The organism is Paenibacillus sp. JNUCC 35 (genome assembly GCF_058269095.1).
Genome location: NZ_CM177771.1, coordinates 2,104,742 through 2,122,785, shown reverse-complemented (window position 1 = coordinate 2,122,785; position 18,044 = coordinate 2,104,742). Strand labels below are relative to the sequence as shown.

Below are 18,044 nucleotides of genomic sequence, written 5' to 3'. Positions count from 1 at the left end.
AAAACTTCCCGGGCGATCCGGCTCGCGGGGATTACCGGAAACTCGGCTTGGAGCTGTACTTCGACGTTTTTTTCTTGGAAGGATTCTGCATGACGCTCCCCAGTCCCATCAGGAAGGTTGGAATACCTGCCGCAATCAGCACAATGATCCAGTCTTTGAAGCCGAGCGGAACGGTTTTGAAAATAGGCTGCAACTGCGGGGTATACATCACGCCCAGCATCAGAACGAGCGAAGACAGGACCGCCAGGACCAGATACTTGTTCTGAAGCGGATTGCGGTGAAAAATGGAGCGCGAGCTGCGGCAGTCGAACACATGGATGAGCTGCGCCATAACGAGCGTCGCGAAGGCAACGCTTTGCGCCTTGACGAGATGCTGGGCATCTCCGGGATTTTCCCGCAGCACGAGCCAGAAAGCGCCCAGCGTGCAGATGCCGATAAGAAATCCTCTGGAAATGATTTTCCATCCCAGACGGCGTGCGAAAATGTTTTCTTTGGCCGAGCGGGGCTTGTGCTGCATCAGGTCTTTTTCCGCCTGATCGACGCCCAGTGCCATCGCGGGCAGGCCGTCCGTCACCAGATTGACCCACAAAATCTGAATCGGGATAAGCGGCAGCGGGAGCCCAGCCATCATGGCAAGGAACATCGTCAGGATTTCGCCGACATTGGAAGCGAGCAGATACCGGATGAACTTCCGGATATTCTCGTAGATTCCCCGGCCTTCCTCGATAGCCGCCACGATCGTCGAGAAGTTGTCGTCGCTGAGCACCAGGGACGACGCTTCCTTCGTCACGTCCGTGCCGCTTATTCCCATGGCGATGCCGATATCCGCCGCCTTGATGGCCGGCGCGTCATTGACTCCGTCGCCCGTCATCGCGACCACATGGCCTTTGGCCTGGAGCGCTTTGACGATGCGGAGCTTGTGCTCCGGCGATACGCGGGCGTAGACGTAGATATCGTCTACTTTGCTTTCGAGCGCCTCGTCGTCCATGGCCGCAAGCTGGTGGCCGCTGATGCACATCCCCCCGGCCGGGAGCATCCCGAGCTGCTTAGCGATGGCTTCCGCGGTCGTCAGGTGATCCCCGGTGATCATCACCGTCTTGATGCCGGCCTTGCGGCATTTGGCCATCGCTTCACGGACTTCGCGGCGCGGCGGATCGATCATGCCGGCCAAGCCTACGAAGATGAGCCCGCGCTCGGCATCCTCGTGATCCTCGCACGACTCCGTCGGCTTCAGCTCCCGGTAAGCCGTTCCGAGCACGCGGAGCGCCGAACGCGCCATCCCTTCGTTCGCAGCCATCACTTTGGCTTTCAGCGTGGATGTGAACGGAATCACCTTGTCGTCCCATAAAATGTAGGAGCAGTGCTGCATGAGCACATCCGGCGCTCCTTTGGTCATCACGAGCTTGCGGCCTCCGCCGGAGACGATAACCGACATCCGCTTTCTTTCGGAGTCGAAAGGGAACTCGGCCAGCCTGCTGAACTGCGGATTCAAGACTTCGTGCGTAACGCCGGCTTTAGCGGCCAATACGACAAGAGCGCCTTCCGTCGGATCTCCCTTTACGTTCCATACCGTATCCGGCAGTTCGTCTTTGCCGCGCTTTTTCTTGACCGGTTCCGTTTCCTCTTTATAAAGGACGGCGTTGCTGCACAAAGCCGATACCTGCAGAAACTGGCGCAGCATCGCATTTTTTGCGGGATTGACTCTTGTGCCGCCGACGCTGATCTCGCCTTCCGGCGTGTACCCGTCTCCGCTTACTTCCAGCAGGCTGCCGCCGACCCACAGATGGGTCACCGTCATTTTGTTCTGGGTCAGCGTCCCCGTCTTGTCCGAGCAAATCACGGAAGCGCAGCCGAGCGTTTCGACGGAGGGCAGCTTGCGGACGATCGCCTTGCGTTTGATCATGCGCTGTACGCCAAGGGCCAAAGCTATCGTAACAATGGCGGGCAGCCCTTCCGGAATGGCCGCTACGGCCAAACTGACTCCCGCGAGAAACATCGCATAAGGAGGCTGTCCGTGCACGATACCGGCGACAACCACCATGACCGTCAAGCAGAGCGCTACGATGATCAGGATCTTGCCGAGCTGCTCCAGCCGGTGCTGCAGCGGGGTTTCAAGCGTCTCCGTATTTTGGATCAGGTCGGCGATCTTCCCCATTTCGGTCTCCATGCCGATCCGCACGACCGCGCCTTTCCCCGTCCCCCGCGTAACCATCGTGCCCATAAATGAGAGATTCCGCTGGTCTCCGATCGTCACGGTGTCGGAGCTTAAGGGATCGACGGTTTTTCCGACCGGAACGGACTCTCCCGTCAAGGCGGATTCCTCCACGTAGAAGCTGTTCGCTTCGATGAGCCGGATATCCGCGGGAACCCGGTCTCCGCTCTCCAGGAGGATGATATCCCCGGGAACCAGGTCGCGGGCGGGGATCGTCTGCAGTTCGCCTCCGCGCATTACCTTGGCTCCCGGCGCCGAAAGTTCTTTCAAGGCACGGAGCGAACGCTCGGCGCGGAACTCCTGTATAAACCCGAGGATTCCGTTCATGATGATAATGGCGACGATGGTTATCGCGTCCAAAAATTCGCCGAGCAGCCCCGATACGAGTGTGGCGCCCATCAATACGAGAACCATAAAGTCTTTGAACTGGTTTAAAAACAAAGTGACTGGCGAAACGCTTTTTCCTTCGGACAGTTCATTGCGGCCGGCTTCGGTCTGCCTGTTGTCCGCCTCTGCCGATGACAGACCTTCGGACGGATGAACGCGCTGCGTCTGCAGGACTTCATCCGCCGTCATCTGGTACCATTCTTTCTGACTCATCACCGTTTCCCCTCCCGGTTACTTTCAGGTGCAAGACCCGCTTCTCTTGCTAAATGTATTCAGACAAGCCGCAAAATATCCCAGCTTGGACGGTGCTTCTAAAGAAAGAACTTAAAATTTCCTCGCATTTATGGCATGATAGAATGTAATGAACTTGGATAGGAGACTTTCATCATGGCATTAGACGGACTGGTCCTCCATGCAATCGTGCACGAGCTGCAGGAATGTGTAGGAGGCCGGATTAATAAAATACATCAGCCCACGGGCAGTGACGTGGTTATGCAGATCCGCGCCCGCGGTCGTTCGCTTAAACTTCTTCTCTCCGCGAATCCTACCTATCCGCGCATGCACGTGACGGAAGGGCAGTACTTGAATCCTCAGGAAGCCCCCATGTTCTGCATGCTGCTCCGCAAGCACTGCGAGGGCGGCATCATCGACTCCATCGAGCAAGTCGGGCTGGAGCGGATCGTTCACTTCCGTGTGCGCCAGCGTGACGAACTCGGGGATGTGAGCACGAAAACCATCGTCGTGGAGATCATGGGCAGACACAGCAACCTGATTCTTATGGACCCTTCCACGGGCACTATCCTGGACGGCATTCATCACGTGACGCCGGCGATCAGCTCTTATCGCATCGTCATGCCCGGCAGCGCCTACGTGGAGCCGCCGGCTCAGGACAAAGCGAATCCGCTGGATACGAGCGAAGCCGTGTTCCGCCGGAGCATGGGCGCGGGAATCGGGGAAGACGCCGCACCGGAGAAGCAGATGCTCGCTTCCTTCAGCGGCCTAAGCCCCCTTGCGGCGCGGGAAATCGTCTACCGCAGCGGAACCCGGCTCGGCGTGCCGTACGGCGAGGACGCGCTCGCCCCGCTGTGGCAGTCTTTCCGCAGCGTGACGGACGCGGTGCGCGAGCGGCGGTATTCCCCTGTCATCGTTGAAGAAACGAAGACGGGCAAGCTCTTCTTCTCGGTCATGGAACTGACCCAGATCGAAGGCGAGTCCCGCGTGTTCCCTACCGTCAGCGAGTGCCTGGAAAGCTACTTCGGGGACAAGGCGGAGCGTGACACTGTCAAGCAGCGTGCCGCCGATCTCGTTAAGCTTTTGCAGAACGAGAAAGCCAAAAATATCAAGAAAATGGATAAACTTCAGGAGACGAAGGAAGAAGCGAAAGACGCGGACCGTTTCCGCATTATGGGAGAACTGCTTACGGCCCATCTGCATCAAATCCGCAAAGGGGATAAAACGGCCGTTGTGGTCAACTATTACGAGGAAGCCCAGCCGCAGCAGAGCATAGCGCTCGATCCCCTGCTTAATCCTTCGGAGAATGCGCAGCGCTATTTTAAACGGTATACAAAAAGCAAAAACAGTCTGGCCTACGTGGAAGAGCAGATGAGCCAGACCGAGATGGAGATCCAGTACCTCTCCTCGCTTCTGCAGCAGCTCGGTTCCGCCTCGATGCGGGATATCGCGGAAATCCGGGATGAGCTTGCGGAGCAGGGCTATGTGCGTGAGCGCCATACGAAAGGCAAGCGCAAGAAAAAATCCGATAAGCCGTCCGTGGCCTGCTTCACGTCGAGCGAAGGCGTTCCGATCTACGTCGGCAAGAACAATACCCAGAATGACTATGTGACGAACCGGCTTGCGAGCGCCGGAGATACTTGGCTGCACACGAAGGATATCCCGGGCTCGCACGTCGTGATTCGCAGCCAGTCGTTCGGAGAAGCCACCCTGCACGAGGCGGCCCAGCTTGCCGCTTATTTCAGCCAGGCGAAGGAATCGAGCTCGGTTCCCGTGGACTATACTCTCATCCGCCACGTGCATAAGCCGAGCGGCGCCAAGCCGGGATTCGTCATTTACGAACAGCAGAAAACGCTGTTTGTGACCCCGGACGATCAGCTGATCAAACAGATGCCGCAGACCGTGAAGGCTTAAAAACAAGGACAACGCTCCCGGCGCGTAACGCAGTTCCGGAACTCGCGTCCGCGTCTGGGCCGCGGAAACTCCGCCAGGACGCCGAACAAAAAAAGCTGACAGCTCAATAGGCTGTCAGCTTTTTCAGTTTAAGCGCGCATTCCCGCGCATCGCCGGAAAGCAGGTAAATATGCTTCGTGCCGTGAAGCACCTCGTCGCGTTTGATCGCGTTTCCGCCGATAAACACTTTGGTCCGGCGGCCGAGCTCCCCGATTCTCCGGTCCAGCTTTGCATAGAACGGATAAGCTTCGTCCAGCATCGACTTCATCGAAGAACAGAAGGCGAAGTTCCGAGATACAGCATCTGAAAGCCGTTTTGCAGCGCGAAATAACCCAGAAACAGAATCCCCAGTTCATGACGCTCGTAAGGCGAACAGGCGGTAATCAATCTGGGTCCGTCGGTCGGAACGGAAAATAAGTTCTTTAACGCCGGCAGACGTTCCCGGATAAAATGACTTCCGAAATGCTCCTGATATTCGGAGATTTCTCCCCGTTCCCACATCTCTCCGACTCGGATCAGCGTCGGCTGCAGAACTTGAGAGCAGAATAAAGTCCATTTGGTGCAGCGCCGCAAGCTGGTCGAAAAACCGCTGGGCGCCCACCTGATCCAGATGAAGAAAGAAACCCAGCAGCTTCTCCTGATACTCTTTCAGTTCGCTGATGGATAAACGGAAGCTCAGCCTCGGCCGGAGAGAATGTCTCGGTCGAGGCTGAGCTTTCGAGCTGCAGCTGTTGTTCCTGAACGGCGAGACCGATAGGAACGCCGGAATCCGCCTTGCTTTTCAGCCATATCAATGTTTCTATATCATGATTCGTGTAGCCTCTATATCCGTTCGGAAAACGGTCCGGTTGGACGGCGCCGTAACGCTCCTCCCATTTGCGGATCAAATGGGTGGAAAGCCCGGAACGCATCGAACCTTCCTTGATTGTATAAAGTCGGCTCATGTCCTTGTACCCCCGGCTAACCTTGAACATCCCCAATTATAAGCCATTTACAAAGCTTAGACAATGAACGGTTTAAACCGCTCCGGGGAATGCGGGGCGTCCGACGGACACATAAGTAAAGCCTTTCTCCGCCATCTCGGCGGGGGCAAACATGTTGCGCCCGTCGATAATCAGCGGCTCCCTGACCAGGTTGCGGAGCCTATCGAAATCGATATGCCGCAGGTCTTCCCAATCGGTTGCGATCACTACGGCTTCCGCATTTTCCGCGGCCTCATAAGGATCGGTCAGGCAGCGTACACCGGGAAGCAGAACAGACGCCTTGGAAGCCGCAGCCGGATCGTACGCCGTCACAATCGCTCCCCGCTCCTGCAGGGAACGGATAATATCCAGCGCAGGGGCATCACGGAGATCATCCGTGTTGGGCTTAAACGCAAGCCCCCATACCGTAATGCTCCGGCCTGTCGCATTTCCGCCCAAAGCGGCCGTCACCTTCTCGACAAACCGTTCGCGCTGAAGCGTATTGACCTCGATGACCGCCCGCAGAATGCGGAAATCATAATCGGCATTTTGGGCGATTTTCAACTGGGCCCTCGTATCTTTAGGGAAGCAGGAACCGCCGTAACCGATTCCCGCTTGCAGAAACTTGGGCCCGATCCGGTTATCGAGCCCCATTCCCCGGGCAACGAGACTGACGTCCGCACCTACTTTCTCGCATACGTTCGCCATTTCGTTGATGAATGAAATTTTAGCGGCCAGGAAGGCATTGGACGCATATTTAATCAGTTCGGCACTCTCGGGGTCGGTCCGCACAACCTCGCCGCCGAACGCGGCCTGCAGCTTCTCTACGCGGAGAGCGGCATCCGCATCGTCAGACCCGATCACGACCCGGTCGGGATGAAACGTGTCGTGAATGGCCGTCCCTTCTCTTAGAAACTCCGGATTGGACACGACGGAGAAGGGAACGGGCCGCTGCTGCCCTTCTTCCATCCACTGCCGGATGCGCCTGGACGTTCCGACGGGCACCGTGCTTTTCATCACGATGATTTTATAATCGTCCATCTGCCGCGCCAATGTCTCCACCGCGCCGCGGACCTGTTCCATGTCGACTTCCCCGTTTTCGAGCGTAGGCGTTCCTACCGCAATGAATATGACGGACGAGTCCTGCACGGCTCTTGCCAGGTCGGTCGTGAAAGATAACCGGCCGGCGGCCTGGTTCGAGGCCGCAAGCTTCCCCAGCCCAGGTTCGTAAATCGGAATTTCGCCAAGGCTGAGACGGCGGACTTTATCGGGATCGATGTCTACGCAGATGACTTCATGCCCGATTTCGGCATAGCAGCACCCGGTAACGAGCCCGACATACCCCGTCCCAATAACGGCAATGCGCTCCATTCAAGATTCTCCTCCTTATCCGATATGAAACTCGTGACGGACGAGGTTCGTTAAATACGAGCGCAGTTCCTCCTGCAGCCCTTCCCGCTCCAAAGCCATTTCGATGGTGGCCTGGATATAGCCGAATTTATCGCCGACGTCGTATCTTCTCCCCTCGATCGGATAGGCGACCATCGGCTGCTTTTCGTTCAAAATGCGCAGCGCGTCTGTCAGTTGGATTTCGCCTCCGCGTCCGGGCTCGCATTTCTCCAAGATATCGAAAATCTCCGGCATAATCAGATAGCGGCCGATTACGGCCAGGTTGGAAGGCGCATCGCTGCGGTCCGGTTTCTCCACGAGATCCGCAATTTTCTTATAAGCTGTAATTTCGTCCGAGGGTGCGACAATTCCGTATTTGCTCACATCTTCCCAGGGAACTTCACGGACGCCGATGACGGACGTCTGAGTCTCCTCGAACACGTCCATCATCTGGCGCAGAGCGGGTTTGGACGAACGAAGGATATCGTCTCCGAGAAGTACCGCAAACGGTTCGTTCCCGATAAACTTGCGGGCGCAGTAAATCGCGTGGCCCAGGCCAAGCGGCTGCTTTTGACGGATATAGTGCACATCGGCCAGGTTGGTGACCGTACGGACCAGGGAAAGAAGCTCATCGTTCCCCTTCTCCTCGAGCATCATTTCCAGTTCGACAGATTTGTCGAAATGATCTTCGATCGCGCGCTTGTTACGTCCCGTGACGATTAGAATATCCTCGATCCCGGATTCGATGGCCTCCTCGACTATGTATTGAATGGCTGGTTTATCCACCAGCGGCAGCATTTCCTTGGGCTGCGCCTTGGTGGCGGGCAGAAACCGCGTTCCGAGACCGGCCGCGGGAATGATCGCTTTACGAATTTTCACGATTGTTCCTCCGTTCCTGAAGCTTCCGTACGGTTTCCAGCGAAGTGCGCTTGGAACCTAGCGGAGCGTGAAATACCTGACCGGCACGAACGCCGTGGAAATCCGAGCCTGCCGTTGCGATCAGCCCGTGCTCACGGGCCAGACTCCTGTAATGGGCTTCCTGCTCCGGCGTATGATCGGCGTGGCCGACTTCGATGCCATCTAAACCATATGCGATGAGTTCCCGCACGATGTCTTCATCGCCGTAAAGACCCGGATGGGCAAGCACGGCAACTCCGCCGGCTTCTCTAATCCAGTCGATGGCCGTGACGGGACGGATGCGCGGCGGATTGACATAGGCGGCTCCGCCTTTGCCCAGATATTTCTCGAACGCTTCGTTCATCGAGCTTACATAACCTTTGGCAAGCAGAACGTTTGCGATATGAGGGCGGCCGATCGTGTCCTCTTCGCTTTTGCCGGCCTCCAGGTGTTTGACGACTTCCTCCATCGAAACGGCAAGACCCAGCTCGTTCAGACGCGCCAGCATCATCTCGTTGCGCTTGTTGCGCGTATTCCGGAGCTCTTCCAGACGCTCCAGAAAGCTTTCCGACTCCGTATCGATGTAGTAACCGAGCACATGGATATCCTGCCCGCCGGCTACCGTGCTGATTTCGACGCCGGGAACGACTTCGATCCCGATCCGCCTGCCTTCAAGCTGCGCCGCCCTGACGCCCGATACCGTATCGTGATCGGTTATTGCTACGGCCGCAAGCCCGGCTTCCTTAGCCAGCCGGACGTTGTCCTCTGGCGCCTGTGTTCCGTCCGACGCCGTCGTGTGCGTATGCAAATCGGCCCATTGAGTCATAGATGGTGCCCCTCCTTTTTCTCCGGCAAAGTGTATCCGGTCATCTCTATAGGGATGTAACGCCCGTTTCTATCCGTTTCTAAAGCCATTTGACCAGATCGTCTCGTCGCATAAAATTCAAAAAACTAACAGCCGACAACGGCAGAAGGGTCGAATTCAAATAAATCGCGTAGAAACTGCGTGAAAAAGATACGCCTTCGATTTCTTTTATCTTTAATATACCAAGCCGGACCTCATGTTTAACCGACGACTGCGACAAAATGGAAACGCCGAGACCGGCTTCTACCGCCGATTTGATCGCTCCCGTGCTGCCCAGTTCCATGACAATGTCCATTCCGCTGCATGCGATGCCCGCCCGCTCCAGCTCCTCTTCCATGACGCGCCGGGTACCGGAGCCTTCTTCCCTAAGGACGAACGGGTATTGGAAAACGTCCTCCATACGGATCGTATCCATCTCCGCCAGCGGATGCCCTGCAGGGACAATCAGCTTCAGCTCATCGCTCAAAATGGCTTCCGTGTGGACATCCGGATGCTGGATGGGAGCCTCAACAAGGCCGAACGTCAGCTGATGGGCAAAAATTTCGTCCAAAATTTGCGTCGTATTCATTACTTTCATCGCAACCGAAATATTCGGGTATTCTTTGCGGAAGGGTCCCAGCAGGCGGGGCAGGATATATTCCCCCATCGTCAGCGAGGCTCCGAGCTGCAGCCGTCCTTCGGCCATGGCCGTAAAGCCTGTCATGGCGTTCTCGGTTTCCCGGATGAGTTCGACGCACTTGCGGGCGTAGGGAATCAGCGTCCTTCCCGCTTCCGTCAATTCGATTTTTTTGGTAGAGCGGTGAAACAGCTTGATTCCGAAATGATCCTCCAGGGACTGCACCTGCATCGTTACCGCGGGCTGCGTCATATGAAGCGCCTGCGCGGCGTGCGAAAAGCTGCCTTTTTCGGCTACCGTATAAAAGATGTGAAGCTGGTGAAAATTCAGAGCCATCGTCATCACCGCCCTTTCTCCGCATTTATTATAGCATTTATAAGACGGAAAAAAGAGCATGCCTGCAAAATGCAGGCATGCTCTTCGCCGCGCCGTAAATCCTTCATCTGCCCGGAGTTACCGCCGCTTACGGCTGTTCTTGATCAGCGTCATCCGGCGGGAGTGGCGGAGCCACGAGTAGTACGATTTCAGATCGCGCAGCTCGATGGTCTCCGACATTCTGCCGAGGAAAGTCACGATAATCATTTTATGCAGCGGGTTGCCCGCAATATCGGTTTCGTTCTCAATGACGGAAAACTCGGCGACCATCACCAGATCGTCGTCCACGAGATAAACGTCCTGTTCGTTCTTGTAATACGAAGCGATCCGTCCGTCTTTCAGTTTATCCCATAAAAAATCGCAAATGTCCTCGAAGCCGGTTTTCTCGTTTTCGACCCGGTCCACCCAGCGGAGACGAGCGTGATTCGTGATCACAATGTCCGCAATTTTTTTGTCGTTCAGGTTAACATAAAAGGGTTCGTACGTGCTCCAGCGGTCCATTGTTTTGTCCCTCATGAATCACAACTCCTCTCCAAGCGTTTAGGCCTTTATACCTACTGGTTTTCACCATTGTAACTCAATATTTAAATATTTCCAAATAAAAACGATCACTTAATTCATAAATATGGCGCGGCACAAGAAAAAATGTCACACAACTGTAGAAAATTCAAAATTAACAAAAAAATCAATCTTCTCATAAACTGCAAAGATGATGAAATAAGATTTCAGGATGCGTTCCCAGCCGCAGCACCGGCAAGGGATGACCTATGGTCAAATAACAGGCTTATTTGGAAAAACAGATTTGCGCTTTTGCTCTACAGTGTGTAAAATTTTGATTTGTCCGGTCCGTGGCTTTCGTACTCGGTTTTAATTTCACCGCGGTAAGAACGCTCCACCTTGCGTACGTAAGCCAGCTTCTGAAGTTGGCGTACGGTTTCGTCATAGCGGCTGGCATGAATATACAGCACCACATAGTGCATTTTCTTGGACATGTAGTGCACCGATCCGAAGCGCTCCAAATTTTTGGCGGCTTTCAAATCAGTCACCCATATGATAAGTCCGGTTCGCTCCGTTATCATGTCGTTTGACTCCTTTAGCAGTATTCGCTTTTGATAAACTGAATTCTATTTTACGGGTTGGAGATGATCCTAAATGTCGGCTTCTTCGGCTGTCATTGCCCGCGTCATTCGCGGGCCCATCACTGAAAGTATTCACCGCGGCCATATCGCTGTCGTCGATCATACGGGCCGCCTGCTTCACAGCCTGGGCGATCCGCATGCGGTTACATTCGCGCGTTCCACCGCAAAGCTGATTCAGGCGCTGCCCGTTCTCGAATCGGGCGCGGCTTCCGACTTCGGCTTCACGGACGCCGAAATCGCCCTGATCTGCGCTTCCCATAACGGGGAAGACCGGCATGTCCGCGCGGCGCGCTCCATTCTGGCCAAAGCGGGCGCGGAAGCGGACGATCTGCAGTGCGGATCGCACTATCCGTTCCACAAGCCGACTTCGCGGCAGATGCGCGAGGAGGGGGAAGCCCCCACGCCCCTGCACAACAACTGCTCCGGCAAGCACTCCGGCATGCTCTCTCTGGCGGCTAAGCTCGGCGTTAGCACCGAGCATTACATGTCGCCCGAGCATCCCGTGCAGCGCCAGATGCTCCAGGCCGTCGCCGAAATGGCGGGCCTTGCCCCCGAGGAGATTCCTCTGGGCGTAGACGGCTGCGGCGTGCCCGTGTTCGGGCTGGCCATCGACCGCCTCGCGCTCGCTTACGCTCGGCTCGGCAAGCCCGACGGCCTCTCCGCCGAACGCGCGGACGCGTGCCGCCGCATCATTGCGGCCATCCGGCGGGAGCCTTCCTACCTAGCGGGAAGCGACCGCTTCGACACGCGGCTGGCCGAGGCGACCGGCGGCAGAATCATCGGGAAGATGGGCGCCGAAGGCCTCTTCGCCGTTACCGTGCCCAATAAAGGACTGGGCCTTGTCCTCAAGATCGAGGACGGCGCCCAGAGAGCGCTCTACTGCGCGATGTTCGAAGCGCTTGTCCAGCTCGGTCTGCTTCATGCGCTCGAGATGGAGGCCCTTGCGGAATTCCGCGAGCCGAAGGTCACGAATTGGCAGGGCACCGTCGTAGGCTCCATTCAAGCCGACTTCAAGCTTACTTAAACAGCAGCCGTGTCCGCGGGAATAACCCGCAGGCACGGCTTTTTTTTAAATCGGCTATTATCGTCCCCGTCAAGAGACGTTCGGATTGTCAAGGCTGTTGGTACGGAAACCTTGTGGGGGCTAAGCCCCCGGTTCCGCTTGTCCGGTCCCCTGCGGAGGTTAACCGCAGCTGGAGCAGCTCCCGCCCGATCCGCAGCTGCCTCCGCAGCCGCCCGATCCGGAGTCGAGCCCGCCGGGAACTTTGATGGTATCGGATACGGCGGTCGCGATTGTTTTCGATATGGTATACAGCAATCGGTCAAGCCGTTCTTCCGCTTCCTTGAACTTGCTTATGCTCTGCACCTGCTCAAGCCGGGACTGTACGGCCTGGACTTTCTCCAGTGCGGCATGGTAATCGGGATGGAAATGGCCGAAACGCTCGCATTCCTCGAACAAATCTTTGGCTTTGTTGAACTCTCTCACGAGCCTCTGCGCCTCGAAGTCCTGTTCCACCGCCTGCTTCCAATATAGATAATCCGCCACTTCGGCAGAGTTGTTAATGAGATCGCCCACTTGATACGCACCCATAAGAATGGACGACATATCCATTGTCTTGGCTTCCGCCACACTCACAATCGATCACTTCCTTTTGTGTTTCCTGCGTACTCCCCCTATCATATCACAGTTCCCTAGGACTTTCTCCATTTTTAAAAGCATCCGGGGTGACTTTTGTTGGAGATTCCTCAGAAAAAAATAGATCGTTTACAGGCGTCCTAGTGTTAGAAAATAAAGAAATGATTCGCACGAAACAAATTATATTACATAATTTTCCATAAATCAAGTTTAACAAATTTAAGTGCCGGATAACCCGGGCAAAAGGATGCGGATGCGGCTGATCCGACCGGCTTGAACCGTTCTGTTTCTGCCTGCGCCGTCCGACAGTTCGATGGTCAGCTCATCTCCCCGTTCTACGGCCCTGCGCGGGATCCATACCGCCGCTGTACTGCCTTCAACCTCGGCCAAAACAGGGGCTCCCCAGGAAATCGCCTGCCGAGCGATTTTAAGAATGGTCGACGCATGGTATCCCCTGCTGTCCCGATACCAGACCGCGGGAATATCCCGCATTCCGGGATACATTTCCTCTACGGAAGGCAGCCGGGTCTCCAGTTCCAGGTACTGGACAGGGTCCTGATCGTACACAATCCCTTTGAGCGCCTCTGTTTCCGCTTCTCCATCCGGGCCCGGCGCTTCCTCTTCGTCCTGAAAACCAGCCGCCTGTCGGGGAGAAAAGCCCGCTGCGTCCAGCAGCTTCATCATGTCGGTCATTTTGCCTGCCGGAACGATAAAATCAGCGTCTCCGATTTTCTCAAGCAGCAGCCTCCCGATCTTGGGATGGCGCGAGATTTGTTCCGCCAGCTGTGCGTCCGCGCAGCGCAGAAGAGTCACGCCGCCGAGCACGACCCGGCCGTACTGTTCGCCCCATGAGGTGATCGTAAGCCGGACGGTTTCCGGCACACCGTGGCGGGCATGGCTTTCGAGAAGCTCCAAGGCCTGTTCCGGCGGAGTTCCGTGATCCGCCCCTCTTTGGACGCTTTCTTTGGTCAGGCGGTACACGGCCATCCGGTCGCTTTTCACGAGCTCGGCGAAACGGGCGATTTCCCAGCGTACCGTAAACGGGCATTCCGGCGAAACCATCACCTCGAAATCCGGCTGTACATACAAAAAAGCGGACGGTTCCGCCGTTTTCAGCTCCTCATTCGCTCTCTGTTCATCCTGTACGGGATAAAGCCAGCTAACCGATACGTCGCCGCTGTCTTCCGGCTCCCAGTCGAGCCATCCGAATGCCCGCAGAGGCTGAAGCCATTTCTGAACCAGCTGGAGGGAAAAACGCGCTGCCTCCTCCTCTCCTCCGGCCAGCGTTTCCCGCCTGTTCAGCTCGGCTGCCAAGCGGCTCAGCCGTATTTTTGTGCCGGCCGCGAGCTTGACGAGCAGACATACCGCGTGCTGCAGATCCACTTCTTCGGGAAAACGGTGTTCCGTCCACAGCCGGTACAGCATGTCCGTTTGAAGCGCCTCGTCCGTGGCGAGCCAGTCACGAAGCCGGGGCTTGTGCAGAACAAGCCGGTCCCCGCTCCGGTACAGAAGCCCCAGCCGCTGCAAAAAATCCAAGGCTGCCGCCAGCGATACCGGATACGTATCGGCATGCGCGAACTGGAGCCCGCAGCCGGCCAGGTCGGTTTCGTCAAAGCCGAGAAGCGCCGTCATTCTCTGTACGTGGCGCTTGTGCAAAGCCCCGCGCTGTGTAAGCGGCAGCTCGTGCAGATCCGCATAATTGAGCAGGAGAAACAAGTCCAGCGGTAGTCCCTGGCGCGGCTTGTCGCCCTGCTCGTAAAGCTGCCGCAGCTTGGCGTTATCGCCGCTGCCGATACTCCACGGGCTCCCCGCTCCGTCGCCGTGCCCGACTCCATTACAGCCGGGGCCAAAAAACACGGCCTGCCACCCCCGCAGACCGTCCTGCGGAAGCAGGAACAGCCGGTCGCCCCACGATTTGCGGAACGCCGCGATCAGCCCCCGTCTGCGCAGACCCGTGAGGGCCGTTTTAACCAAAGCCGCCGCCCAGTCCGCCGTCTCCTTCTCAAGTTCGGCCGGTGTAAAAGGTCGGCTGCCGAAACGGACGACGATCCGCCGAAGCAGCTTCTCCTCATCGGACTGCAGAGTTGCCCGGAGCTTTCTGAGCACCTCCTCATTTCCGAAAGCTTCCCGGGCCTCCATACCATGCGCCGCCGCGCTTTTTATCCAATCTTGTCCGAGCAGCTGCCTGGAAACGGCCGGCGGCATTTTATCGAGTATTTGCGCATAGTTCATCGCTCCCGCCCTCCTCTATCCTGTACTCGTACCCCTGCTCGAGCAGAAAAATCCGCCGCTTAAGCGCATACTCCTGCTCGCTCGTCCCTCTGCTGACCAATGTGTAGAAGAAAGCCTCGTTTCTCCCCTTCTTGGGCCGGAGTATGCGCCCGAGGCGCTGAGCCTCTTCCTGCCTGGAGCCGTAGCTTCCCGAAAGCTGGATGGCGACAGAAGCATCCGGAAGATCGACGGCGAAATTCGCCACTTTCGAAACGGCGAGAATCCGGACAAGCCCGGTGTTAAAAGCTTCATAGAGCCGCTGCCGGTCCACCTGCGGCATTTCGCCGGTAATAAGCGGAATAGTTAATTTCCGGGCGACTTCTTTCAACTGGTCCAGATATTGGCCGATAATGAGAATCGCTTCTCCGTCATGGCGGGCCAGAAGACGCGTTAACGCCAGAAATTTGCGGGAGTTTTCCCCGGCTATGCGGAACCGGCTTCTTTTGTCCGCCTCGTAATAGTTTTGCAGCTCAACGGTCTCCATCTCCACGCCAACCTCCGTACAGGTTACCCGTGCGATCCATCCTTCCTGCTCCAGCCGCTTCCAGGGCATATCGAACAGTTTGGGGCCGATCAGCGAAAAAACATCCTCCTCGCGTCCGTCCTCCCGCACGAGGGTTGCCGTCAGTCCGAGCCGCCGGGTTGCCTGGATATCCGCGGTCGCCCGGAAAACGGGAGCGGGTAAAAGATGCACCTCGTCATAGATAATGAGCCCCCAGTCGCGGCTGTTGAACAGCTCCATATGAGCTTGTTCGCCGCCTTTTTCACGCCGGTGTGTAAGAATTTGATACGTCGCGATGGTGACGGGTCTAACCAGCTTGATGTCCCCGCTGTATTCGCCGACGCGTGATTCGTCCAGACTGGTCTTGCCCAGAATCTCTTTGATCCATTGGCGGACGGATGTCACATTCGTAGTCAGGATCAGTGCCGCACAGCTTAGTTTTGTCAACGCGGCGATGCCGATGACCGTTTTTCCCGCTCCGCAGGGCAGAACGAGCACTCCGCTGCCTCCGTCCGAACCGCCGGCCGGATGGAAGCACTCTACCGCTTGGCGCTGGTAGTCTCTCAGTTCCACTCCCTTTAGCTCCGCCGGAAGCTCTTCTCCCGTATGATAACCGGCCCTATCAATGACCGGATACCCGAGCCGCGTCAGCTCCTGCTTCATGACGCCCCTCATGTCCGGCCGGACTGCGAGTGTGGAACTTTGCACGGCTTCCGTGGGATCTGCGTCTTCCCGGTCGAAAAACCGCTGAAACTCTTTCAAACCGCCCAGTTTGGCCAGCAATTCCGTGTCTGTGGATTGGAGATACAGCTTCCCCTTGTCGGAAACGAGCCGGAGCAGTCCATACCGGTCCAGAATGGAGAGAAGCTCATCCTCCATGCGGCGGGAAATCCCGTATTTGGATTCCTGCTTCAGAAAACGGATAATATCGCCGCTGCGCAGGCCCGAAGCCGCCGCATTCCACAGGGACAGGGGGGTTATTTTGTAGGTATGCAGATGCTTCGGACTTTTAACGAGATCCGCGAAAAGCGCCAATTCCGCACGGATCGACTCGAAGCGCTCATGATCCGCTTCCGCCAGCACAGTGAGGTCCTGTTGCACAATGAGCGCATTTTCAGATGCCGGATTCACGGCGAGGCCTCCCTTTTAATCCGAATTCTCTCTTCACTATTCCTAGTATGAAGGGAACTTCCGAGAAATAAACGTTGCTGCATCAATTGTGCTCCATTTCGGAGCATTGTATAATAGCTAGGTTCCTTTTCCCAAAAAGGGGCATCCAAACTCACAACAAGGAATTGATCTCATGAACACAAAAAAAGCCCTTCTTCTGTTTATTCTTGCCGCCCTTTTTCTTGCGGCCTGTGGGTCCGCCCAACCAAAAACGGATTCCGGATCGTTTAAAGAAACCGTCCTTGCCCGTTATCCCGAGCTGAAAACGCAAAAAATGACGACAGCCAAGGTCAAAAGAGTAGTGGACGGCGATACGTTCCAGCTGGAAAACGGGGATAAAGTGCGGTTGATCGGCTGCAACACGCCTGAAACCGTCAAGCCGAACAGCCCTGTCGAAACTTACGGCAAGGAAGCGTCCGACTATACGAAAAAACGGTTGACTGGAGCAACCGTCTATCTGTTCAACGATGCCGGAGATACCGATAAGTACGGCCGGCTGCTCCGATACGTCTTTATTGAAGGGGAGTCCGTCATGTATAACGAACTTCTCCTCCAGGAGGGGTATGCCAACGTGATGACCATTCAGCCCAATGTGATGTTCTCCGATCGTTTTGTAAAAACAGAGCGGGAAGCCCGGTCCAAAAACAAGGGCCTCTGGGGCGCTAAAAGCCCTTCATCTCCCGCCAAAACCGGGGATTCCCCAAAGGACGGCTCCGGCAAAAATCCGGAAGATGCCAATCAAACGGCGGCCTGCCCCGATCCTCAAATCAAAGGCAATATCAATTCGAAGAAAGAAAAAATTTATCACGTTCCAGGGAGCTCCTCCTACGAGCAGACACAGGCGGAAGCAATGTTCTGCACGGAGAACGACGCCAAGAAGGCCGGCTACCGCAAAGCCGGATAGCCTATATTTTGACAGCCCGAAAAGACGCACCGGCATCCGATGCGTCTTTTCGGGCTGTCAAGCAGCATTCATTTGTTCGAGGACGTGCTCCGCCCTTCCGAAATACGGCTCAGCGCTTCTCCCGCTTCGTCTTCCAGCTTATCCCGGACCGCAAGGTCTCCGATCGCGATAACGCCGACCAAATTACCGTCTTCGACGACCGGAAGGCGTCGTACCTGGTGCTGGGCCATCACTTTGGCCGCTTCCTGGACATCCGTTTCCGGCAAGATCGTCGTCAAATTTTCGGAAATGACTTTCTTAACGGCCGTGGATCCGCTGTGTTTCTCGGCATAGCCGCGGACGACCAGATCCCGGTCGGTTACGACGCCGATCAGCTTGCTTCCTTCCACGACGGGAATGAAGCCGATATCGTGCTGTTTCATTTTAACCGCGATTTCATAGACGTTATCCTGCAGTGTTACGGTTACGCAGTCGGTAGACATGACATCTCTGACTGTAGGCACGAAGAATTCCTCCTTCACTTGCATGACGGCAA

General features: G+C 56.2%; 17 protein-coding genes. 3 read left to right on the top strand and 14 right to left on the bottom strand.

The annotated features are described in order from the left end of the window. Positions 1-31: 31 nt before the first annotated feature. Positions 32-2,812: a calcium-translocating P-type ATPase, SERCA-type gene (locus AC2TF6_RS09745; RefSeq protein WP_491310855.1), complete on the bottom strand. Its 2,781-nt coding sequence runs from the start codon at positions 2,810-2,812 to the stop codon at positions 32-34. 174 nt (positions 2,813-2,986) lie between these two features. Between AC2TF6_RS09745 and AC2TF6_RS09740 the strand changes: the two genes are divergently transcribed. Further along, the gene (locus tag AC2TF6_RS09740) at positions 2,987-4,744 is read left to right on the top strand and encodes an Rqc2 family fibronectin-binding protein (protein ID WP_491310854.1); all 1,758 of its coding nucleotides are present in this window, start codon (positions 2,987-2,989) and stop codon (positions 4,742-4,744) included. A gap of 103 nt (positions 4,745-4,847) precedes the next feature. Here the strand turns inward: AC2TF6_RS09740 and AC2TF6_RS09735 are convergent, their stop codons facing one another. From AC2TF6_RS09735 to AC2TF6_RS09695, 9 genes are all read right to left on the bottom strand, one after another. After that, positions 4,848-5,042, bottom strand: a complete 195-nt coding sequence (locus AC2TF6_RS09735) for a hypothetical protein (RefSeq protein WP_491310853.1) — start codon at positions 5,040-5,042, stop codon at positions 4,848-4,850. Between the two features lie 5 nt (positions 5,043-5,047). Next, positions 5,048-5,284, bottom strand: a complete 237-nt coding sequence (locus tag AC2TF6_RS09730) for a hypothetical protein (RefSeq protein ID WP_491310852.1) — start codon at positions 5,282-5,284, stop codon at positions 5,048-5,050. Positions 5,285-5,298: 14 nt separating this feature from the next. Beyond that, positions 5,299-5,727 carry a MerR family transcriptional regulator gene (locus AC2TF6_RS09725; RefSeq protein WP_491310851.1) on the bottom strand — a complete coding sequence of 143 codons (429 nt, stop codon included), beginning with the start codon at positions 5,725-5,727 and terminating at the stop codon, positions 5,299-5,301. Positions 5,728-5,799: 72 nt separating this feature from the next. After that, positions 5,800-7,116 carry a UDP-glucose dehydrogenase family protein gene (locus AC2TF6_RS09720; RefSeq protein WP_491310850.1) on the bottom strand — a complete coding sequence of 439 codons (1,317 nt, stop codon included), beginning with the start codon at positions 7,114-7,116 and terminating at the stop codon, positions 5,800-5,802. Between the two features lie 15 nt (positions 7,117-7,131). After that, on the bottom strand, positions 7,132-8,013 hold the full coding sequence (gene galU / locus AC2TF6_RS09715) for a UTP--glucose-1-phosphate uridylyltransferase GalU (RefSeq protein WP_376125168.1): 882 nt from the start codon (positions 8,011-8,013) through the stop codon (positions 7,132-7,134). Beyond that, positions 8,000-8,857 carry a PHP domain-containing protein gene (locus tag AC2TF6_RS09710; RefSeq protein ID WP_491310849.1) on the bottom strand — a complete coding sequence of 286 codons (858 nt, stop codon included), beginning with the start codon at positions 8,855-8,857 and terminating at the stop codon, positions 8,000-8,002. The genes galU and AC2TF6_RS09710 overlap by 14 nt, the downstream gene beginning before the upstream one ends. A 79-nt stretch (positions 8,858-8,936) precedes the next feature. Further along, positions 8,937-9,848 (bottom strand): selenium metabolism-associated LysR family transcriptional regulator, encoded by a 912-nt coding sequence (locus AC2TF6_RS09705; protein WP_491311617.1) that lies wholly within the window; start codon positions 9,846-9,848, stop codon positions 8,937-8,939. A gap of 117 nt (positions 9,849-9,965) precedes the next feature. Continuing rightward, on the bottom strand, positions 9,966-10,403 hold the full coding sequence (locus tag AC2TF6_RS09700) for a hypothetical protein (protein ID WP_009672645.1): 438 nt from the start codon (positions 10,401-10,403) through the stop codon (positions 9,966-9,968). 299 nt (positions 10,404-10,702) lie between these two features. Then, positions 10,703-10,966 (bottom strand): YlbG family protein, encoded by a 264-nt coding sequence (locus AC2TF6_RS09695; protein ID WP_009672616.1) that lies wholly within the window; start codon positions 10,964-10,966, stop codon positions 10,703-10,705. Between the two features lie 73 nt (positions 10,967-11,039). On the opposite strand from AC2TF6_RS09695, the gene AC2TF6_RS09690 reads away from it, so the two are divergent. Further along, positions 11,040-12,050: an asparaginase gene (locus tag AC2TF6_RS09690; protein WP_491310848.1), complete on the top strand. Its 1,011-nt coding sequence runs from the start codon at positions 11,040-11,042 to the stop codon at positions 12,048-12,050. A 159-nt stretch (positions 12,051-12,209) separates the two neighbouring features. Here the strand turns inward: AC2TF6_RS09690 and AC2TF6_RS09685 are convergent, their stop codons facing one another. From AC2TF6_RS09685 to AC2TF6_RS09675, 3 genes are all read right to left on the bottom strand, one after another. Next, positions 12,210-12,662: a YlbF/YmcA family competence regulator gene (locus AC2TF6_RS09685; protein WP_009672603.1), complete on the bottom strand. Its 453-nt coding sequence runs from the start codon at positions 12,660-12,662 to the stop codon at positions 12,210-12,212. 219 nt (positions 12,663-12,881) lie between these two features. Beyond that, the gene (locus AC2TF6_RS09680; RefSeq protein WP_491311616.1) at positions 12,882-13,724 is read right to left on the bottom strand and encodes a helicase-associated domain-containing protein; all 843 of its coding nucleotides are present in this window, start codon (positions 13,722-13,724) and stop codon (positions 12,882-12,884) included. A gap of 1,144 nt (positions 13,725-14,868) precedes the next feature. Continuing rightward, on the bottom strand, positions 14,869-16,566 hold the full coding sequence (locus AC2TF6_RS09675) for a DNA repair helicase XPB (protein ID WP_491310847.1): 1,698 nt from the start codon (positions 16,564-16,566) through the stop codon (positions 14,869-14,871). A 172-nt stretch (positions 16,567-16,738) separates the two neighbouring features. Here AC2TF6_RS09675 and AC2TF6_RS09670 point away from each other — a divergent pair, with 172 nt between their 5' ends. Beyond that, positions 16,739-17,509, top strand: a complete 771-nt coding sequence (locus tag AC2TF6_RS09670) for a thermonuclease family protein (protein WP_491310846.1) — start codon at positions 16,739-16,741, stop codon at positions 17,507-17,509. A gap of 68 nt (positions 17,510-17,577) precedes the next feature. Here AC2TF6_RS09670 and AC2TF6_RS09665 read toward each other — a convergent pair whose 3' ends face one another. Then, entirely contained in the window at positions 17,578-18,012 is a 435-nt protein-coding gene (locus AC2TF6_RS09665) for a CBS domain-containing protein (protein ID WP_491310845.1), read from the bottom strand. Positions 18,013-18,044: the final 32 nt, after the last annotated feature.

Bases quoted from the DNA above. Each gene is read 5' to 3' on its own strand.
- AC2TF6_RS09735 (WP_491310853.1), bottom strand. From the start codon at position 5,042: ATGCTGGACGAAGCTTATCCGTTCTATGCAAAGCTGGACCGGAGAATC.
- AC2TF6_RS09680 (WP_491311616.1), bottom strand. From the start codon at position 13,724: ATGGTTTCGCCGGAATGCCCGTTTACGGTACGCTGGGAAATCGCCCGT.
- AC2TF6_RS09730 (WP_491310852.1), bottom strand. From the start codon at position 5,284: ATGTGGGAACGGGGAGAAATCTCCGAATATCAGGAGCATTTCGGAAGT.
- AC2TF6_RS09745 (WP_491310855.1), bottom strand. From the start codon at position 2,812: ATGAGTCAGAAAGAATGGTACCAGATGACGGCGGATGAAGTCCTGCAG.
- AC2TF6_RS09720 (WP_491310850.1), bottom strand. From the start codon at position 7,116: ATGGAGCGCATTGCCGTTATTGGGACGGGGTATGTCGGGCTCGTTACC.
- AC2TF6_RS09670 (WP_491310846.1), top strand. From the start codon at position 16,739: ATGAACACAAAAAAAGCCCTTCTTCTGTTTATTCTTGCCGCCCTTTTT.
- AC2TF6_RS09710 (WP_491310849.1), bottom strand. From the start codon at position 8,857: ATGACTCAATGGGCCGATTTGCATACGCACACGACGGCGTCGGACGGA.
- AC2TF6_RS09725 (WP_491310851.1), bottom strand. From the start codon at position 5,727: ATGAGCCGACTTTATACAATCAAGGAAGGTTCGATGCGTTCCGGGCTT.
- AC2TF6_RS09705 (WP_491311617.1), bottom strand. From the start codon at position 9,848: ATGGCTCTGAATTTTCACCAGCTTCACATCTTTTATACGGTAGCCGAA.
- AC2TF6_RS09695 (WP_009672616.1), bottom strand. From the start codon at position 10,966: ATGATAACGGAGCGAACCGGACTTATCATATGGGTGACTGATTTGAAA.
- AC2TF6_RS09690 (WP_491310848.1), top strand. From the start codon at position 11,040: ATGTCGGCTTCTTCGGCTGTCATTGCCCGCGTCATTCGCGGGCCCATC.
- AC2TF6_RS09700 (WP_009672645.1), bottom strand. From the start codon at position 10,403: ATGAGGGACAAAACAATGGACCGCTGGAGCACGTACGAACCCTTTTAT.
- AC2TF6_RS09740 (WP_491310854.1), top strand. From the start codon at position 2,987: ATGGCATTAGACGGACTGGTCCTCCATGCAATCGTGCACGAGCTGCAG.